Origin of the sequence: Streptomyces sp. MCA2 (genome assembly GCF_023544705.1) — a bacterium.
GTDB lineage: Bacteria > Actinomycetota > Actinomycetes > Streptomycetales > Streptomycetaceae > Streptomyces > Streptomyces decoyicus.
Genome location: NZ_JAMJFM010000019.1, coordinates 17,229 through 35,682, shown reverse-complemented (window position 1 = coordinate 35,682; position 18,454 = coordinate 17,229). Strand labels below are relative to the sequence as shown.

The 18,454-nt window shown below is 70.5% G+C and carries 14 protein-coding genes, 3 tRNA genes and 1 pseudogene; 12 read left to right on the top strand and 6 right to left on the bottom strand.

Annotation, left to right across the window (positions count from 1 at the left end; all coding sequences use genetic code 11):
- Positions 1 to 29: 29 nt before the first annotated feature.
- The gene (locus M8I34_RS17845; RefSeq protein ID WP_374210931.1) at positions 30 to 1,259 is read right to left on the bottom strand and encodes a sugar ABC transporter substrate-binding protein; all 1,230 of its coding nucleotides are present in this window, start codon (positions 1,257 to 1,259) and stop codon (positions 30 to 32) included.
- Here M8I34_RS17845 and M8I34_RS41925 point away from each other — a divergent pair.
- The 10 genes and pseudogenes from M8I34_RS41925 to M8I34_RS17800 all read left to right on the top strand — a co-directional run bounded on the left by M8I34_RS41925 (position 1,249) and on the right by M8I34_RS17800 (position 12,187).
- Positions 1,249 to 1,401, top strand: coding sequence for a hypothetical protein (locus M8I34_RS41925; RefSeq protein WP_374210930.1), 153 nt, complete (start codon positions 1,249 to 1,251; stop codon positions 1,399 to 1,401). The genes M8I34_RS17845 and M8I34_RS41925 overlap by 11 nt on opposite strands.
- A gap of 522 nt (positions 1,402 to 1,923) precedes the next feature.
- The gene (locus tag M8I34_RS17840) at positions 1,924 to 2,874 is read left to right on the top strand and encodes a carbohydrate kinase (RefSeq protein WP_250050423.1); all 951 of its coding nucleotides are present in this window, start codon (positions 1,924 to 1,926) and stop codon (positions 2,872 to 2,874) included.
- Positions 2,875 to 2,961: 87 nt separating this feature from the next.
- Complete coding sequence (locus tag M8I34_RS17835; protein ID WP_250050422.1) at positions 2,962 to 4,077, top strand: ABC transporter ATP-binding protein; 1,116 nt, start codon at positions 2,962 to 2,964, stop codon at positions 4,075 to 4,077.
- A gap of 351 nt (positions 4,078 to 4,428) precedes the next feature.
- Positions 4,429 to 5,826 carry a sugar ABC transporter substrate-binding protein gene (locus M8I34_RS17830; protein ID WP_250050421.1) on the top strand — a complete coding sequence of 466 codons (1,398 nt, stop codon included), beginning with the start codon at positions 4,429 to 4,431 and terminating at the stop codon, positions 5,824 to 5,826.
- Positions 5,816 to 6,751, top strand: coding sequence for a carbohydrate ABC transporter permease (locus M8I34_RS17825; protein WP_250050420.1), 936 nt, complete (start codon positions 5,816 to 5,818; stop codon positions 6,749 to 6,751). The genes M8I34_RS17830 and M8I34_RS17825 overlap by 11 nt, the downstream gene beginning before the upstream one ends.
- Positions 6,748 to 7,590, top strand: a complete 843-nt coding sequence (locus M8I34_RS17820; protein WP_250050419.1) for a carbohydrate ABC transporter permease — start codon at positions 6,748 to 6,750, stop codon at positions 7,588 to 7,590. The genes M8I34_RS17825 and M8I34_RS17820 overlap by 4 nt, the downstream gene beginning before the upstream one ends.
- A gap of 151 nt (positions 7,591 to 7,741) precedes the next feature.
- A complete protein-coding gene (locus M8I34_RS17815) occupies positions 7,742 to 8,788 on the top strand; it encodes a 2-hydroxyacid dehydrogenase (protein WP_250050418.1) in 1,047 nt (348 codons plus the stop codon).
- Between the two features lie 6 nt (positions 8,789 to 8,794).
- Positions 8,795 to 10,294, top strand: a complete 1,500-nt coding sequence (locus tag M8I34_RS17810; RefSeq protein ID WP_250050417.1) for an FGGY-family carbohydrate kinase — start codon at positions 8,795 to 8,797, stop codon at positions 10,292 to 10,294.
- A 255-nt stretch (positions 10,295 to 10,549) separates the two neighbouring features.
- Positions 10,550 to 11,310: pseudogene (locus M8I34_RS17805) on the top strand (DeoR/GlpR family DNA-binding transcription regulator).
- Between the two features lie 181 nt (positions 11,311 to 11,491).
- Positions 11,492 to 12,187, top strand: coding sequence for an ATP-binding protein (locus M8I34_RS17800; protein ID WP_250050416.1), 696 nt, complete (start codon positions 11,492 to 11,494; stop codon positions 12,185 to 12,187).
- Between the two features lie 339 nt (positions 12,188 to 12,526).
- On the opposite strand, the gene M8I34_RS17795 is transcribed toward M8I34_RS17800, so the two are convergent.
- The 3 genes from M8I34_RS17795 to M8I34_RS17785 form a co-directional block, all read right to left on the bottom strand.
- Positions 12,527 to 12,600 (bottom strand) — tRNA-Ile (locus tag M8I34_RS17795).
- A gap of 178 nt (positions 12,601 to 12,778) precedes the next feature.
- A tRNA-Asn gene (locus M8I34_RS17790) sits at positions 12,779 to 12,851 on the bottom strand.
- A 5-nt stretch (positions 12,852 to 12,856) separates the two neighbouring features.
- Positions 12,857 to 12,929: transfer RNA gene (locus M8I34_RS17785), tRNA-Asn, on the bottom strand.
- Positions 12,930 to 13,148: 219 nt separating this feature from the next.
- Between M8I34_RS17785 and M8I34_RS17780 the strand changes: the two genes are divergently transcribed.
- Both M8I34_RS17780 and M8I34_RS17775 read left to right on the top strand, forming a co-directional pair.
- Positions 13,149 to 13,448: a YtxH domain-containing protein gene (locus M8I34_RS17780; protein ID WP_250050415.1), complete on the top strand. Its 300-nt coding sequence runs from the start codon at positions 13,149 to 13,151 to the stop codon at positions 13,446 to 13,448.
- A gap of 64 nt (positions 13,449 to 13,512) precedes the next feature.
- A complete protein-coding gene (locus M8I34_RS17775; protein ID WP_250050414.1) occupies positions 13,513 to 14,994 on the top strand; it encodes an FGGY family carbohydrate kinase in 1,482 nt (493 codons plus the stop codon).
- Between the two features lie 28 nt (positions 14,995 to 15,022).
- Here M8I34_RS17775 and M8I34_RS17770 read toward each other — a convergent pair whose 3' ends face one another.
- Both M8I34_RS17770 and dnaG read right to left on the bottom strand, forming a co-directional pair.
- The gene (locus M8I34_RS17770) at positions 15,023 to 16,270 is read right to left on the bottom strand and encodes an RNA polymerase sigma factor (protein WP_250050413.1); all 1,248 of its coding nucleotides are present in this window, start codon (positions 16,268 to 16,270) and stop codon (positions 15,023 to 15,025) included.
- Between the two features lie 116 nt (positions 16,271 to 16,386).
- The gene (dnaG, locus tag M8I34_RS17765; protein WP_250050412.1) at positions 16,387 to 18,303 is read right to left on the bottom strand and encodes a DNA primase; all 1,917 of its coding nucleotides are present in this window, start codon (positions 18,301 to 18,303) and stop codon (positions 16,387 to 16,389) included.
- Positions 18,304 to 18,454 lie beyond the last annotated feature (151 nt).

Below are 18,454 nucleotides of genomic sequence, written 5' to 3'. Positions count from 1 at the left end.
CGACCCGGGCCGAGCCGGACGCCCTCGGGTCAGCGGTGTTTCCTGGCGACCAGTTCGGCGAGCTGCTGGCCCTTGTCGAGCGCAGCCGGAACCGTCGTATGACCGGCTATGGCCGAGCTGACGCCCTGTGAGACCTGGGTGCCCAGGCTGGTGAACTCCGGGATGCCGACGAATTGGATGCCGGCGGTCGGCCGGGGCTGCACACCCGGGTGGCGCGGGTCGGCCGTGCTGATGGCGTTCAACGTCGGTTCCGCGAAAGCGGAAGCGGACTTGCGGTAGTCGGCGTTCGTGTACGTCGAGGCGCGCTTGCCGGCGGGGATACGGGACCAGCCGAGCTTGTCCCCGGCCAGCTTCTCGTAGCCCTTGCTCGACGCCCAGGAGATGAACTTCCAGGCGTCGTCCTGGTGCTTGCTCGCCTTCTCGATGCCCCATGCCCAGGTGGCCAGCCAGCCCGAGCTATCGGTCTTGTCGACCGGCGCGGCAACGTATCCGATCTTCCCGGCCACCTTGGACTGCTTGGGGTCCTCCAGGGCGCCCGCGCCGGAGGTGGCGTCGTACCACATGGCGGTCTTGCCCTGGCTCATGTTGTTGAGGCACTCGGTGAATCCGGCCTGTGAAGCGCCGGCCTCGCCGTGCTTGCGCACCAGGTCGACGTAGAACTGCGTCGCCTTCCGGAATGGCTGCGAGTCCACCTGGGCCTGCCAGTCCTTGGTGAACCAGGTGCCGCCGAAGGTGTTGACGACCGTGGTCAGCGGAGCAAACAGCTCGCCCCATCCCGGCTGCCCGCGCAGGCAGATGCCGCGCATCCCCGGCTTGGCGCCGTCGGCCTTGGCGGCCAGGTCGGCCACCTGCTGCCAGGTCGGGTGGGCGGGCATGGTCAGATGCTTGGCCGCGAAGACGTCCTTGCGGTACATGAGGAATGACGACTCGCCGTAGAAGGGCTCGGCGTAGAGCTTGCCGTCGGCTGAGGTGAGCGACTCGGCCATGGGCTTGAGGATGTCGCCCTGGTCGAACGCCCGGTCCTTTGCCACATGGGAGTCGAGCGGGGTGAGCCAGCCGTTCTTGGCGTAGAAGGGCACCTCGTAGTTGGTGAGCGTTGCCACGTCGTACTGGCCGGCCTGGTTGGAGAACTCCTGGCTGGCCTTGTCGCGCAGGTCGTTCTCCGGGAGAACGGTGAAATTGACGTGGATGCCGGTCTGCCGGGTGAAGTTCTGCGCGGTGAGGTGCCGCAGGTCCTCCATCTGCGGGTTGTTCACCATCAACACGCTGATCGAACGGCCACTGCCGCCGGCCGCGGTGCCGCCGGCACCCGCACAACCGGTTGCCACCATCGCCATGCCGGTGAAGATGGCAGCCGCGCACAGCGGCTTTGATCTGAATCTGATCACTGGTCCTCCTTGAGAGGTGGGACTGGGCGGCGCGTACCGCGGGACCTGCACGGTGGGAGCCGGGGCGGTCCCGGCGCCCGGGGAAGGCGCCAGGAACGCTGTGTGCCGTGGGCGGCTTGGGACCGCAGTGGACTCGCACGGATCCGTGCGAGCGGGGTGTGGTGCGCGTCAGCAGGCACGGGGCCGGTGCGGATGGCGCCGTACCCGTCGCTGCCGGTGAATGCGGGTCCAGTGGTGCCTTCCAGGTCGGGGAGGCACGGCACCACTGGACTTCGCTCATCCAGGACGTCCTGAGCAGCGATTGCCGGCCGAAGGGAAAACTCGAGCCTGGACGAGGCTGTGGGGAACCCGTGCGCTCCGGGGTGGTGGAACGCGCCGGGCCGTCGACAGCATTGTTACCAGAAGAGATCTGGCTTGTTAACACATCTTGCGAGAATTGTTGGCTGGATCTATCGTCTCGTCAACCGATCGGGGTCTGTCAGCGCACCGGCTCCGACGGAGAACCCGAATCGTCGGTCACCGTTCCGGAGAACAGATGATCACTGTTGTCGGCGAGGCCCTGGTCGATCTGGTGCACGCCGCCGGAGCGCCTTCCGCCCCTACTGAGCACCCCGGCGGCTCCCCCGCCAATGTCGCCACCGCCCTGGCCCGGCTCGAAGTCCCGGTCACGCTGATCACCCAGCTCGGGCAGGACCGCCTGGGGCGGCTCGTCCGCGAGCATCTGACCGCCGCCGGCGTGCGGCTCCACCTGACGCCCGGCGCCGCAAACGCCACCAGCACGGCGATCGCCACCCTCGACCGGAGCGGCGGCGCACGCTACGACTTCGGGATCAGCTGGGACCTCCCGGCCCCTCCGACGCTCCCCGGCGGCAGCCGTTGTCTGCATACCGGCTCGATCGCCACAGGTCTGGACCCCGGAGCCGGAGCCGTCGAGGAACTTCTGGCCCGGGAACGCGACGCCGGCGCTGTCACGCTCAGCCTCGACCCCAATGTGCGCCCCGCCCTCCTGGGATCCCGGGACCGGGCGCGGGACCGCATCGAGCGGCAGATCGCGCTCGCCGACGTCGTGAAGGTCAGTGAGGAGGATCTCGCCTGGCTCGACCCCGCGCGAAGCCCCGTGGATCTCGCCCGCCGCTGGCAGCGCAGCGGACCGGCCCTGGTGGTGGTCACTCTCGGCGGCGGCGGGAGCCTCGCCGTCACGCGTTCCGGCACGACGTTCCGTCCGGCCCCGCCGGTCACCGTCACCGACACCGTCGGGGCGGGGGACGCGTTCACCGCCGGTCTGCTCCACTGGCTCGACCTGGCCGGGCTCCTCGGCGGCGACCGCCGGGACGCGCTGCGCGCCCTCGGCCGCGGGCACGCCTGCCGGATGCTCGATGCGGCGGCCCGGGTCGCCGCGTTCACCTGTACGCGCCCCGGCGCCGATCCCCCCACGCTTCGGGAGCTGCGCGCCTTCCCGCCCCAAGGACAGCTCGCGCCCCCCTGAGCCGTACCGCGGGATGCGCCCGCACTGCCCGCACACCCTCTACTCGGATCGTCCGGCACGTTCCTGCCGGTGAAGGGACCCACCACCATGGCCACTGTCACGTTCGACAAGGCGACCCGTAACTATCCCGGCTCCGACCGGGCGGCCGTCGACGCGCTGGAGATAGACATCGCGGACGGCGAATTCCTCGTACTCGTCGGGCCGTCCGGCTGCGGCAAGTCCACCTCCCTCCGGATGCTCGCCGGGCTCGAAGACGTCAACGACGGAGCGATCCGCATCGGGGACCGCGAGGTGACCCATCTGCCCCCGAAGGACCGGGACATCGCCATGGTGTTCCAGAACTACGCGCTGTACCCGCACATGACCGTGGGCGACAACATGGGCTTCGCGCTCAAGATCGCCGGGGTGAACAAGGCGGACATCCGCACGCGGGTCGAGGAGGCCGCGAAGATCCTCGACCTGACCGAGTACCTGGACCGCAAGCCGAAGGCGCTCTCCGGAGGCCAGCGCCAGCGTGTGGCCATGGGCCGCGCCATTGTCCGCGAACCCCGGGTCTTCCTCATGGACGAACCGCTCTCGAACCTCGATGCCAAGCTGCGTGTGCAGACCCGTACGCAGATTGCGAGCCTTCAGCGGCGGCTCGGGACGACCACGGTGTATGTGACGCACGACCAGGTCGAGGCGATGACGATGGGTGACCGGGTCGCCGTGCTCAAGGACGGGCGGCTCCAGCAGGTGGACTCGCCGCGCCACATGTACGACCGGCCCGCCAATCTCTTCGTGGCCGGGTTCATCGGGTCCCCGGCCATGAATCTGGTCGAGGTCGCGATCACCGACGGCGGTGTGAAGTTCGGCAACAGCGTCGTGCCGGTCAACCGCGAGGCCCTCGCCGCCGCCGGCAGCGGCGAGGCCACGGTGACCGTCGGGGTCCGCCCCGAGCACTTCGACATCGTGGGCGGCGACGCCGGCCCGCTCGCCAAGAACGCACCGGCCGGTGTCGCGGTCACCGTCAACGTGGTGGAGGAGCTCGGCGCGGACGGGTACGTCTACGGCACCGCCGACATCGGCGGCGCCTCCACGGACATCGTGATCCGCGTCGGCGGCCGCCGGATACCGGGCAAGGGCGACGTCCTGCACGTCGTCCCTCGCCCGGGCGAGACCCACGTCTTCTCCACCTCCACCGGCGAACGCCTCAGCGACTGACGCATGCCCTCGGCCGCCCGACGCGGGCTCCAACGACCAGCCGCCTTCCACCGGCGGTCGAAGAAGCGCCGTACGGCGCCTGCGGGGCTGGTGCAGGGGACGGACATGATGTCCTCGGCCGCGTGTCCGTTCTCTGCGGTAACCGGGGTCATGCGACGATCGCGCAACGAGCGGACCCACGAGCCGCGATCAGCCTGCCCGACGGCTTCGGACCGGCCGCTGCTCGGTCGGCGGGTGCGCGTGCCCGCCGGCGGACTACGCGCCCGCGTACGGCCGGAGTCACGAATCCCGGTGTGCTGCCGCGCCCCTGACACCGGTCCCGTCGGCGCGGACCACCGGGAAGGAACCGCCATGTCCCAGCCGATCCGAGCTCGGTGGCTGACGGCAATCGCGGCCGCCGCCCCCTTCCTGGTGAGCCTCCTGGCGGCCGGTTGCACCGGGTTCGGCGCGATCGGTGGTACGCCCGGCGGGACGACCGTCACCGTGGCCATCGTCGCCAATCCGCAGATGCAGGACGTGGAGACCCTCACTCCGGACTTCGAGCGATCTCACCCGGGCATCCGCGTGCACTACGTGACGTTGCCGGAGAACGTGGCGCGGCAGAAGATCACCGAGTCGGTTGCCACCGGTAGCCGTGAGTTCGACGTGGTCATGATCAGCAATTACGAGACGCCCATGTGGGCGCGCAACGGCTGGCTGACCGACTTGCAGCCGCTGGCTGACCGAACCCCCGGCTACGACCCGGCCGACTTCCTCAGCCCGATCCGCAGGTCCCTCTCCTACCGCGGTCACCTCTACTCGGTGCCGTTCTACGGCGAGTCGTCGTTCCTGATGTACCGCAAGGACCTCTTCGCCGCCCGCCACCTGACCATGCCGCCGCACCCCACCTGGCGGCAGGTGGCGAACTTCGCCGACAGGCTCCACGACCCCCAGCAGGGCAGGGCGGGGATCTGCCTGCGCGGCGCCCCCGGCTGGGGCCAGGTGCTCGCCCCGCTGGACACGGTGATCAACACTTTCGGCGGCCGCTGGTACGACATGCGGTGGAACGCCCAGCTCACGTCACCGGCCGTGCGACGAGCCGTCGGCTTCTACGTCGGTCTGGTGCGCCGGGACGGCGAGCCCGCGGCGGCCACCGCGGGCTTCACCGAGTGCGCCACCCATTTCGCGCAGGGCAACGCCGCCATGTGGTACGACGCGACCTCGGCGGCCGGACTGCTGGAGGACCCGGCGAGCAGCACAGTGGCCGGCAAGGTCGGCTATGTGGCCGCTCCGGTGGAGGCGACGGCGTCGTCGGGCTGGCTCTACTCCTGGTCGTTCGGGATCCCCACCACCACCGTGCACAAGGACGCGGCCTGGCGGTTCATCGCCTGGGCCACCTCGCGGGACTACATCAAGCTGGTGGGGCACCGGCTGGGCTGGTCCAGGCTGCCGCCGGGCAGCCGCGAGTCCACCTACGCCGTTCCGCAGTACCGGAAGATCTCCCGGGCGTTCAGCGGGCCGACGCTGGCGGCGATCCGCCAGGCCGACCCGGAGCACCCGACCGTGCAGCCCGTGCCGTACACCGGCGTGCAGTTTCTGGACATCCCCGAGTTCCAGGACTTGGGCACCCGGGTGAGCCAGCAGATCAACGCCGCGATCGCCGGGCAGCAGTCCGTGCGGGCCGCGCTGGACCAGTCCCAGCAGTACGCGCAGACCGTCGGCCGTGGCTACCGGCAGCCGAGTCACCGGGAGGGACACCGTGGTGGGTGACGCCGCCCTGCCCGCAGGCTCCGCAGCGGCGGCCGGACCGATGGCTCCCACGACGTGGCGGCGCAGGTGGCCGCTCCTGCCGGCGCTGCTCTACATGGTCGTCGTCACGCAGGTGCCGTTCGTCTTCACGGTGCTCTACTCGTTCCAGTCCTGGAACCTGGTGCGGCCCGGGTCGGAGCGCTGGGTCGGTCTGGCCAACTATGCGAACGTCTTCACCGACAACGCCTTCCGCAGCGCCCTGTTCACCGAGATCGAGATGACCGTGCTCGCGGTGGCCCTCGCCATGACGCTCGGTGTGCCCCTGGCCGGGCTGCTGGACCGGCGGTTCCCGGGCCGTGGCGTGGCGCGCACCCTGCTGATCTCGCCGTTTCTGATCATGCCGACGGTATCGGGACTGCTGTGGAAGACCACGATGCTCGATCCGGTCTACGGCATCGTCGGCGATGTGCTGTCGTGGTTCGGCGTGCCGGCCACCGACTTCGTCAGCCGGTTCCCGATGGCGTCCGTGGTGGCCGTACTGGTGTGGCAGTGGACACCGTTCATGATGCTGATCGTGCTGGCCGGGCTGCAGAGCCAGCCGGCCGACGTCCTGGAGGCCGCTCGGGTGGACGGCGCCGGCCCGTGGACGACGTTCCGGTGGATCACCCTGCCGCATCTGCGCCGCTACATCGAACTGGGCGTGCTGCTGGGCGCGATCTATCTGGTCAACACCTTCGACGTGATCTACATGATGACTCAGGGCGGGCCGGGCACCCGCACCACCAACCTGCCCTACTACGTCTATCAGCGGGCCTTCCTCGGATTTGACGTGGGCCAGGCGTCCGCGTTGGGCGTGGTCACCGTCGCCGGCACGATCGTGGTCGCCTCGGTGGCCCTGCGCCTGCTGTTCACCGTGTTCGCCGGCACGGAGAGGAGCGCCGGATGACCCCTCCCGCACACCGTCCCCCGCGCCGCCGTCGGCTCGGGCGCAGTGCCCGGGCCACCGGCGCGTGGTTGGCCGCGATCGTGTTCTTTTTCCCGGTGCTGTGGATGGTGCTCACGGCGTTCAAGCCCGAGTCCGCCGCCTACACCCGCACGCCGCACCTCGTCTTCTCCCCGACACTGGCCCAGTTCCGCGCGGTGTTCTCCAGCGGCATCGGCACGTACCTGGCCAACTCCGCGCTGGCCTCGGTCATTTCCACGGTTCTCGCGCTGATCCTGGCGGCCCCGGCGGCCTACGCCCTGTCCGTCCGGCCCGTGAAGAAGTGGCGCAACGCGCTGTTCTTCTTCATCTCCACCAAGATGCTCCCGGTCGTGGCCGCGATCATCCCCCTCTACCTGGCCGTGCGCGACCTGGGTGCGCTGGACGGCATCGGCGCGCTGGTCATCTTGTACGCGGCCATGAACCTGCCCATCGCGGTGTGGATGCTGCGATCCTTCTTCCTCGAAGTCCCCCGCGAGGTGCTGGAAGCCGCCCGGGTGGACGGTGCCACCACGCGCCAGGAACTGACCGCAGTGCTGCTCCCCATGGTCCTGCCGGGGATCACCGCGACCGCCCTGATCTGCCTGATCTTCTCCTGGAACGAATTCTTCCTCGCGCTCAACCTGACCTCGTTCCGTGCCGCCACCATCCCGGTGTTCCTCGTCGGCTTCATCACCAGCGAGGGCCTGTACTGGGCGAAGCTGTCCGCCGCCGCCACGCTGGCCTGCCTCCCGGTCCTGCTCGCCGGCTGGGCCGCCCAGCGGCAACTCGTGCGGGGCCTGTCCATGGGCGCCGTCAAGTGAGGGCGCCACCCGGCACCATCGCGGAAGGGCCCGCCCCGCCGGGCCGGCCGCCGTCATCGTGATCCGCCGCACTCCCACGGTCCGGGCGACACCGCGCTCCCGCCGGATGTCCCCCGGCCCCCGGCGCCGCCCGAAGTTTCAGGAGGTTCCCATGCACACACTCGTCGTCGGTGACCAGTTCGTCCCCGCCGCCCTCTATGTCGATGCACTGACCGAGGTGTGCGGCCCGCGCTTCGGCCCGGTGCGTACCGTCGACTGGTCCGGCACCAAGGCCGACCAGCACTCGGCTCAGCAGACCATGGAACGCAAGGGGCCTGCCGCCGTGCCGGTACCTGGCGAGATCATCGATGTGCTCGACGACGCGGAAGTGCTCGCCGTGCACTTCGCACCGGTCTCCCGGGCGGTGCTTCAGGCCGCGCCGAAGCTGCGTGCGGTGTGCGTGGCGCGTACCGGGCTGGAGAACGTCGACATCCCCTGCGCCACCGACCGGGGCATTGCCGTGGTGCCGGTGTTCGGCCGCAATGCCTCAGCCGTCGCCGAACTGGCGCTGGGACTCATGCTCACCGAAGCCCGCGACATCGCCCGCGCGGACGCGTCGGTCAAGGCCGGTGGGTGGCGCAAGGACTTCGGCGGCCCGGGGCACGAGATCGGCGGCAGCACCATCGGACTGGTCGGCATGGGCCATGTAGGGCGCGAACTGGCCCGTCGTCTGCGGGGTTTCGGCGCACGCATCCTGGTGCACGACCCGTACCTGCCCGACGCAGTGATCGCCGAGCACGGTGCGTCGCGAGCCGATCTGGACACCGTTTTCCTGGAGTCCGACTTCGTGCACGTCCTCGCCCGGCTGACTCCCGAGACCGAAAGGTTCATCGGACGCCGGGAGTTCGCGCTGATGAAACGTACGGCCTTCTTCCTCAACACGGCCCGCAGCCGGCTGGTCGACACCGAAGCCCTGTACGAGGCACTGGCCACGGGCAGCATCGCCGGAGCGGGCCTGGACGTGCACGACCAGGAACCGCTGCCCGCCGACAGCCCCTGGCGTGCACTGGACAATGTCACGCTCACCACCCACTACGCGGGCGACACCGTGACCACGAACCTGCGCTCGGCACACCTGGTCGCGCAGGCCGTCGACGAGTTGGCGCGCACCGGCCGATGCCTCGAAGCCGTCAACGCGCGCGAGTTGGAATGGGTGTAATCGGACGTGCGGAAGCTGTTGCTCGGTGTGGACGCCGGTCAGACCGTGACCAAGGCGGTGCTGTTCGACGCCGCCGGACGGCAGGTGGCGAAGGGCAGCATCAAGGTCCCGCTGCACACCCCCCGTCCGTGCTGGGTGGAACGCGATATGCATGAGGTGTGGCTGGCCACGCAGCAGGCCATCCGGATGTGCCTGGCCGAGGGCGGGGTGACGACAGGGCGGGAGGTCGCGGCGGTCGGCCTTTCGGGCCACAACGACGGGTTGTACGCGGTCGATGAGCGCTACGAACCCGTGCGGCCGGCCATCGTCGCCATGGACACGCGCGCCCACACGATGCTCGACCGCTGGCGAGACACACCCGTCTGGCCGCAGGTGCTGGAGTTGTCCGGTCAGGTGCCGTTCGCCGCGTCGCCGGCGGCCGTGCTGGCCTGGTGGAAAACCCACGAACCGGCAGCGCTGGAGCGGTCCCGGTGGCTGATGTTCTGCAAGGACTGGCTCCGCCTCAAGCTGACCGGCGAGGTCGCCACCGATCCCACCGAGGCGAGTGCGTCATTCACCGACGTGCACACCCACACCTACTCCCCGCAGCTGCTCGAGCTGTACGGACTGGGTGAACTGTCCGGGAAGCTGCCGCCTGTCCTGCCCTGCGACGCCGTGGCCGGGCGCGTCACCGCTGAAGCGGCGGCGGTGACGGGGCTCAGCGTCGGCACGCCGGTTGTCACGGGTGCGCACGACGTCGATGCCGCAGCGATCGGCATCGGCGGCACCGCCCCCGGAGATCTCTGCTTGATCGCCGGGACGTTCAGCGTCAATCAGGTGGTCAGCGACCGCGTGGTGATCGACCCTCGCTGGCAGGTACGCAACTTCGTCCGTCCACACCAGTGGATGAGCATGTCCACCTCGCCCGCCTCGGTCGCCAGCCTGGAGTGGTTCCTGCGGGTGGTGGGCGTGCCCACGGTGTCCGGGGAGAGCGTGTATGACGTGATCACCCGAGAGGTCGGCGCCCAGCTTGCCGGACCTTCGGAAGTGCTGTTCCACCCGTTCGTCTACGGTTCTCCGCACAGCTGGCCCGCCTCCGGGACGTTCCTGGGCCTGCGCGGCTGGCATACCCGAGGCCACTTGCTGAGGGCACTTCTGGAGGGCGTCGTGCTCAACCACCGATGGCACGTCGATGCGCTGTCCTCGGCGCTTCCCCTCACCGGCGTGACACGGCTGACCGGCGGCGCGGCACGCAGTGAGACCTGGGCCCAGATGTTCTCCGACGCGCTGAACCGGCCGGTCGAGGTCCCCCATGTCGACGAGAGCGCGGCCCGCGGTGCCGCTCTGCTCGCCGGCACCGCGATCGGATTGCTCGCAGGAATCGATGACGCCCGTGCCCTCCCCACGGGCGGCCGCTGCTACGAACCAGAGGCCGGCCGGGTCGCGGTACTGGGCGAGACGTACCAGGTGTATCTGGCGGCCATCGACGCTCTCGGCCCTGTCTGGAGCCGGCTCGCCGCCGGCTGAACCCCCTGACGACCAGATGTCGAACCGCCGTACGGAAGGCGGGCCAAGGGCGTACATGCACGGATGAGCCCGGTTGCGGCCGGGAGCCGGTCCACGGCCTCCCATCTGGTGGCTCCCGCACGCAGGCACGACCTAGTTAATGTATCTTTCGCCAAAGATCACACAATTTGCGAAATTTATTGCCTGAATATCTTGCCTATCTTCACATCGAGGCGTAAACCGGAGCTAATGAGTCTCTAACGGCGGTGAAACCACATGTACGCGGAAGAGCGCCATCAACGCATCGTGGAGCAGGCCCGCCACGACGGCCGGGTCGAGGTCACCACGCTGGCGGCCGAGCTCGACGTCACCGCGGAGACCATCCGGCGCGACCTGACCACGCTTGAGCGTCACGGTCTGCTCCGTCGGGTACACGGCGGAGCCATCCCGGTCGAGCGCTTCGGATTCGAGCCCGCACTCGCCCATCGCGCGACCATGCTGGCCGAGGAGAAGGAACGCATCGCCACAGCGGCGCTTGCCGAGGTCCCCGAGGCCGGCGCCATCCTGCTCGATGCCGGCACCACCACCGGATGCCTGGCCGGTCTGCTCCCCACCGACCGCGAGCTGACCGTCATCACCAACGGCCTGGACATCGCAGTCCAATTGGCCCCCACCCTCACCTCAGCCTCTTCCTCATCGGGGGCCGCGTGCGCACCCGTACCCGGGCCACGGTCGGCGAGTGGACCCGTGCCCCCCTCGCCGTCACCTACGTAGACGTCGCTTTCATGGGCACGAACGGCATTTCGGTGGTACGGGGACTGACGACCCCCGACACCACCGAGGCAGCCGTCAAGCAGTGCATGATGGCCGGCGCCCGGCGCGTCGCCGTCCTCGCCGACCACACAAAGTTCTCCATCGACCACTTCGCCCATTTCGGCCATCTGGACGAGGTCGACGTGATCATCAGCGACTCGGGGCTGGACCCCGCCCTCGCCGATGAGCTGGCCGCTGCCGGTCCCCGGGTGGTGCGCGCATGACCACCGCACCGCCCACCGACCAAGCTCGACGGCATGCGGCAGTCCCCGGGATGCCTTCGGGCCCCGCTCCGAATCCGGGCCCCGCTCTCCCGCGTCGGCGCACTGCGAGTCGCAGCCACCCGCGGGCACGCAGCCCAGCGGCTCCGGCGCCCCGGCAGCCCCTGACCATGGAAGTGACATCATGTCCGACACCGTGCCCCAGCCCCGGGCCACCGGCACGCAAGGCATCTCGACGCGCGGCACGCCGCAGTCCACCCTCACGTCACGGTCCGCACAGCACGCCGTGCTGGCCCTGCCCGCACAGAATGCCTGTGTCAGAAGTGCCCGACGCTTCGCCGCCGCCCTGCTCGCCTGGTGGCACCTGCCCGACGACGAGCAGGACACCGCGGTGCTCATCGTGAGCGAACTGACGACCAACGCGGCGCAGCACGGACACAGCGACATGACGCTCCGTCTGACCCTCGGTCCGGACATGCTGCACATTACGGTGGCCGACCACGGAGGCCTGGGCCCGCCGATGCCGTCCCCCTCGGGCGACGACCCGGACGAGCACGGCCGCGGCCTCCACATCGTGCGCACCCTCGCGGCCCGGCTCCACATCCACCAGGACAGCTCCGGACGGCAGGTCCACGCCAGTCTGCGGATCATCCACCCGCAGCCGCCGGCCGCCGGGGACGGCACCAATCCCCGTACGACGCACGGTGGAAGAGACCAGGCCGGCAGTCCACCACCCCGGCCACGACGCCATACGTACCAGGCCGGCACGGTCGATACCGCGGACGCCGACCGCCCGGACGGCAGACGTCGGCAGCTTTGGCCCGGGCCTATGGGCCCGCAATCAAAGAGACCGCCCGTCTGCCGGCGGTCGATCTGGTGATGCGCCGGTCCGAGCCGGCCGGCCCGGACACTTGGCTCAAGACCTCCGAGGCGTCGCTGATCGCGTGGCCCCCTCGCATGCGGGGGTCCGGTCCCGCGGCCGAACGGATCGGGATGACGCCGCCAACGCCTCGTGAAGTGGATTCGCGAGCATTGCGCGGTCAGCGCCCTTGAACTGGTGCGGGCCGGGAACTTCAACGACCGCTCCCCGGAGGGAGATCTGACCCCGTGTCCACTGGCCCTTGGCCTGAACGGATGAACGGGGGCCGCCGCGCTGACGCGGTGGCCCCCGTTCTCACGCTTCCCGAGGTAGAAAGAACCTTCACCCTGGGCACTGCGGTGGGGCGGGTGGGACTCGAACCCACGGCCGACGGATTATGAGTCCGCTGCTCTAACCGGCTGAGCTACCGCCCCCCACGGCGCGTCGCGCACATTTGTGCGCGCCGTCTGCCGCAGCATAGCCGCTCATACGATCTGTTGCCCGTGAGGGCCGCCGTCGTGCGACCACGCACGCCCAAGAGGACTTCGATCACCGGGCGTTCGGTTCCACGGCACAAGAAAAAGGACCCCTTCCGGGGTCCTCTTCCCTCTGCTCCCCCGACTGGACTCGAACCAGTAACCCTCCGGTTAACAGCCGAATGCTCTGCCAATTGAGCTACAGGGGACCGCGCTCCCCCGACTGGACTCGAACCAGTAACCTGCCGGTTAACAGCCGGCTGCTCTGCCAATTGAGCTACAGGGGATTGATCTGTGTGCCTCGAATGCACCGCAGTCCGGTCTTCCGGACGGCGCGCGCTCGCTGCGACACATACATTAGCGCAAGCAGGGGGGTGCTCCGCCAATCGGTATCGCCTCAGGTCACCTCGGGTGATCTCCGGCCCCGGAGGGTAGGCGCGCGGCACAGCCCGGCACTCCGGTCCGTACCGGTACCGGACGGGTCCGACGAGAGGAAAGGTGGAGCAATGCGCTACCGGCTCACGTTCATCGCGGGACTGGCCACGGGGTATGTGCTCGGCGCACGGGCCGGCCGGGAACGGTACGAGCAGCTCCGCAAGGCCGCCCAGCGGATCAGCCAGAACCCGGCGGTGCGGAACACCGCGGAGTCCGCCGCGCTGACCGGGCGCGAGGCGGCGTCGAAGGCGTTCGGGACGGTGTCGGCGAAGGTCGGCGACCGGCTGCCCGACTCCGTCAGCAGCCGGGTGCGCTCACTGCGCGAGCAGCGTTCCCCCGATGAGGACGACTGGGGCACCAGCAACACCTGAGCCGCAGCCCCGGGGCAAACCCTGGCGCTGCCCCTATGCGTCGTATGGGGCATCATCTGGGTCCATGGGGATAGTCGCCGGATTGGACAGTTCGTCCGAGAGCACACGGATCGTCGTCTGCGATGCGGACACGGGCGCCGTCATCAGGCACGGGTACGCGCCGCACCCCGTCGAGAAGGGGCCCGACGTCGACCCGCAGGCGTGGCTGATGTCACTCGGCGAGGCGGCGGGAGGCGGGCTGCTCGAAGGGGTGCAGGCGATCGGCGTCTCCGCGCAGCCACACGGCCTGGTCCCGCTGGACGTCGAGGGCAACCTCGTACGGCCGGCGCTGGTGGGCAATGACCGGCGGGCGCAGTCCGCGGCCGCGGATCTGATCGACTCGCTGGGCGGGCGTACCGCGTGGGCGCAGGCCGTCGGCGCGGTGCCGCAGGCGACGCACGCGGTGACGAAGATGCGCTGGCTGGCGCGTACCGAGCCGGCGCATGCGGCCCGTATCGCGGAGATCATGCAGCCGCACGACTGGCTGGCGTGGCAGCTGCTGGGGCGGCCCGCGCGGCGTACGACGGACCGCGGCGGGGCCTCGGCGACGGGCTTCTGGTCGGCGGCGACCGAGTCGTACCGGCCGGATCTGGTGGAGCTGGCGCTGGGCCATCAGGTGCGGCTGCCGGAGGTGCTGAGCCCCTCGGGGACGGCCGGGTTCACCCCGGAGGGGCTGCTGATCTCCGCCGGTACGGGCGAGACGATGGCGGCCGCCTTCGGGCTCGGCGTCGGGGTGGGTGACGCCGTGGTGTCGCTGGGCGCCTCGGGGTCGGTGTTCAGCATCCACCACGAGGCGCTGGCGGACCCGACCGGCACGATCACCTCGTTCGCGGACTCGACCGGCCGGCATCTGCCGGTGGTGCACACCAGCAACGCGGTGCGGGTGCTGCGCGGTGCGGCGGAGATGCTGGGGACGGACCTGGAAGGCCTGTCCGAGCTGGCGCTCCAGTCCTCGCCCGGTGCGTACGGCATGGTGCTGCTGCCGTATCTGGAGGGCGAGCGGACCCCGCATCTGCCGCACACCGCCGGGTCGTTGCACGGGATGCGGCGGGAGAGCATGAAGCCGGAGCACATGGCGCGGGCGGCCGTGGAGGGCATGCTCTGCGGGCTGGCGGACGCACTGGACGTGCTGCGCGGGCGGGGCGTGGCGGTGCGCCGGGTGTTCCTGCTGGGCGCGGCGGCGGAGCTGGGCGCCGTGCAGGCGGTGGCACCGGGGCTGCTCGGGGTGCCGGTCGTGGTGCCGCAGCCGGCCGAGTACGCGGCGCTGGGCGCGGCGCGGCAGGCCGCCTGGGCGTGGGGGGTGGCGCACGGCACGCTCGCCCCGGCCCCCGGCGCGGAGCCCCGGCCGGGTGGCCAGGCCGCCTGGGTCGATCCGCCGCAGTGGCCGGCCGCCGCGAGCCAGGTGTTCGAGCCGGGCGAGGAGCTGCCGGTCGGCCAGGCCGTGCGCCAGCAGTACACGACGGTGCGCGACGAGATCCATCCCGGGGCGTTCCACTGGGAGGGGTGACCTGTCGGGCCGCCGGGCCCCGGCGGCCTCAGTCGAGGTAGCCGCGGAGCTGGTCGGCGAAGGCGTGGTCGCGGAGTTTGTTGAGGGTCTTGGACTCGATCTGCCGTATCCGCTCGCGGGTGACGCCGAAGATCCGGCCGATCTCCTCCAGGGTGCGGGGGCGTCCGTCGGCGAGGCCGTAGCGCAGCTGGACGACCTTGCGTTCGCGTTCGCCGAGGGTCGACAGGACCGCGTCGAGGTGCTCGCGGAGCAGCAGGAACGCGGCGGATTCGACGGGTGAGGCGGCGTCGCCGTCCTCGATGAGGTCGCCGAGGGCGACGTCCTCCTCCTCGCCGACGGGGGCGTGCAGCGAGACCGGCTCCTGGGCCAGCCGCAGCACCTCGCTGACGCGTTCCCCGGTCAGGTCGAGGTGGGCGGCGACCTCCTCGGGGGTCGGTTCGCAGCCGCGTTCCTGGAGCATCCGGCGCTGGACCCGCACCACGCGGTTGATCAGCTCGACGACATGGACCGGGACGCGGATGGTCCGGGCCTGGTCGGCCAGCGCGCGGGACATCGCCTGGCGGATCCACCAGGTGGCGTAGGTGGAGAACTTGTAGCCGCGGGCGTAGTCGAACTTCTCGACCGCGCGGATCAGTCCGAGGTTCCCCTCCTGGACGAGGTCGAGCATGGTCAGCCCGCGGCCGACATAGCGCTTGGCGACGGAGACCACCAGGCGCAGGTTGGCCTCGATCAGACGGCGCTTGGCCATCCGGCCCAGCACCACCAACTTGTCGAGGTCGAAGGCGAGTTGGGAGGAGAGGTCGGGGGTGTTGGTGAGCTTCTCCTCGGCGAAGAGACCGGCCTCGACGCGGCGGGCGAGCTCGACTTCCTCGGCGGCAGTGAGCAGCGGGATCCGGCCGATCTCGCGGAGGTACTGGCGGAAGAGATCGGAGGACGGGCTGCCCGTCTCGGGGCGCGGCACCCGCTCCGGGACGATCTCCTCGATGACCATCTCCACTGCGGGTGGCTCGGCCTGCTGCGGCACGGTGAGCGGCTCGGGGGCCGGGTCCGTGTCCGGGTCCGGGAGCGGTTCCGCGGCCGGTTCTGCGGCGGCCGGCGCGTCGGCGAGGGTCTGGGTCTGCACGGGGGCGACCTCCAGGGTGATCGCTGCTGAGGCGGCAGAAAGGTCGGGCACGGAGGCGGCCGAGCCGCTGTCCGTCCCGTACGTCGAGAGCGGGTCCGCGGGGGCTTCCGGCACGGTGCGACCGGGCCCGCCCCGCTCCGAGGACTCAGGCACCGCTCCTCAGTGTGGAGTACGACACACTCCCGCCACGAGGGGCGTGCGAGCACTTTTTGAGTCCGGTCCGTGACCGGACGGCTACCGCGGGGAGTGCCCGGGGGTGTTAGGGCGCCCTACAGGGCGGCGTAACCGCGTTCGCGCAGGGACTGGCCGTACTGCTGGAGGACCCAGAGTTCGTTCTGTACGGCGGCGAGGTGTTCGGGGTCGGCGCGGGGGCCGAGGCGCTGGAGGGTGCCGCGGATTTCGGTGACGCGGTGGTTGACCGCGGCGAGGCGGACGGCGACCAACTGGACGCCGGCATAGGCCTCGTCGGGGTCGCGGCGGGTGTGCAGGGGTTCGACGGCGAGTTCGGTGACCATGGCCCGGACGGTGTCGTCGGCGGCCGCCTCCCGCACCCGGGGGACGTACGCACTGTCGTGGGCGCCGGCCGCGGTGCCGCCCGCGTCCTCGATGCACTGGCGGACCACGGCGTAGGGCGGGGCGGTGAACTCGTCGGCCCCGTAGGCGTCGAAGGCCGGGGAGACCAGGTCGGGGCGCTGCAACGCGAGCTTGAGGAGCTCGCGCTCGACGCGGTGGGCGGGGCTGCGGAGGTTGAGCGCCGGGCCGCGCGGGCCGGGCGCGGGGCGGGCCTGCTCGGCGGCCTGGGGCCGGCCGCGGTGCTGCTGACGGCCCTGGTCGGGGCCGCCCTCGCGGCCGCGTTCGCGGGCCCAGCGGGCGAGCTGGCTGACCCGGCGGACGACGAACTGGGTGTCCAGGATGCCGAGCATGCCGGCGAGCTGGACGGCGGATTCGTGCTGGATGGAGCTGTTCTTGATGTTCGCGACGATGGGGGCGGCCTCGTCGAGGGCGGCGGCGCGGCCGACGGTGGTGTCGAGGTTGTGCCGGGAGACGACATGGCGCAGCGCGAACTCGAAGAGCGGGGTGCGGGCCTCGACGAGATCGGCGACGGCCGCATCGCCCTTGGCGAGCCGCAGATCGCAGGGGTCCATACCGCCGGGGGTGATGGCGATGGAGGTCTCGGCGGCGAACTTCTGGTCGTCCTCGAAGGCGCGCAGCGCCGCCTTCTGGCCTGCGGCGTCGCCGTCGAAGGTGAAGACGACCTCGGAGCCGGCGTTGTCCATCAGCAGCCGGCGGAGGATCTTGATGTGGCCCTCGCCGAAGGACGTACCGCAGGTGGCGATGGCGGTGGTGACCCCGGCGAGATGGCAGGCCATGACGTCCGTGTAGCCCTCGACGACGACCGCGCGGTTGGTCTTGGCGATCTCCTTCTTGGCGAGGTCGATGCCGTAGAGGACCTGGGACTTGCGGTAGAGGGGGGTCTCGGGGGTGTTGAGGTACTTGGGGCCGTTGTCGTCGTCGCGGAGCTTGCGGGCACCGAAGCCGACGACCTCGCCGGCGATATCGCGGATCGGCCACATCAGGCGGCCGCGGAAGCGGTCGATGGGGCCGCGGCGGCCCTCCTGGGAGAGACCGGAGAGGACCAGCTCCTGGTCGCTGAAGCCGCGGCCGCGCAGAAAGCGGGTGAGATGGTCCCAGCCGGCCGGGCTGTAGCCGACGCCGAAGTGCTGGGCGGCGGCCTGGTCGAAGCCGCGCTCGGCGAGGAACTTGCGGGCGATCTCGGCCTCGGGGCCGTCCAGCTGCTCGACGTAGAACTGCGCCGCGGCCTTGTGGGCCTCCACCAGGCGGGTGCGCTCGCCCTGCTGGCGGCCGGGGGTGTAGCCGCCCTCCTCGTAGCGCAGGGTGATACCGGCCTGGGAGGCGAGCCGCTCGATGGTCTCGGCGAAGGAGAGGTGGTCGAGCTTCATGATGAAGTCGACGGTGTCGCCGCCCTCCTGGCAGCCGAAGCAGTGGTACAGGCCCTTGGCCGGGCTGACGTGGAAGGACGGGGACTTCTCGTCGTGGAAGGGGCACAGGCCCTTGAGGTTGCCACCGCCGGCGTTGCGGAGCTGGAGATACTCGGACACGACGGCGTCGATCGGGACCGCGTCCCGCACCGCCTTCACATCGTCATCGTTGATCCTGCCTGCCACGCGTGAATTCTACGGCCGGGGTCGGACACCGCCGGCCACCGGCAGCCGCCGACGGGCCCGGGCCGCTCGGGCGGGCGGGGGGATTCCTGTTCGGGCGGCGTGCAGGCACCCGAGCGCCGGAGGGGCCACGCGGCGGGGCGGAGGAGCCCCG

Excerpts from the sequence above, each read along its gene's own strand:
- M8I34_RS17845 (WP_374210931.1), bottom strand. The coding sequence starts at position 1,259 with ATGGTGAACAACCCGCAGATGGAGGACCTGCGGCACCTCACCGCGCAG.
- M8I34_RS17840 (WP_250050423.1), top strand. The coding sequence starts at position 1,924 with ATGATCACTGTTGTCGGCGAGGCCCTGGTCGATCTGGTGCACGCCGCC.
- M8I34_RS17835 (WP_250050422.1), top strand. The coding sequence starts at position 2,962 with ATGGCCACTGTCACGTTCGACAAGGCGACCCGTAACTATCCCGGCTCC.
- M8I34_RS17830 (WP_250050421.1), top strand. The coding sequence starts at position 4,429 with ATGTCCCAGCCGATCCGAGCTCGGTGGCTGACGGCAATCGCGGCCGCC.
- M8I34_RS17820 (WP_250050419.1), top strand. The coding sequence starts at position 6,748 with ATGACCCCTCCCGCACACCGTCCCCCGCGCCGCCGTCGGCTCGGGCGC.
- M8I34_RS17815 (WP_250050418.1), top strand. The coding sequence starts at position 7,742 with ATGCACACACTCGTCGTCGGTGACCAGTTCGTCCCCGCCGCCCTCTAT.
- M8I34_RS17800 (WP_250050416.1), top strand. The coding sequence starts at position 11,492 with ATGTCCGACACCGTGCCCCAGCCCCGGGCCACCGGCACGCAAGGCATC.
- M8I34_RS17780 (WP_250050415.1), top strand. The coding sequence starts at position 13,149 with ATGCGCTACCGGCTCACGTTCATCGCGGGACTGGCCACGGGGTATGTG.
- M8I34_RS17775 (WP_250050414.1), top strand. The coding sequence starts at position 13,513 with ATGGGGATAGTCGCCGGATTGGACAGTTCGTCCGAGAGCACACGGATC.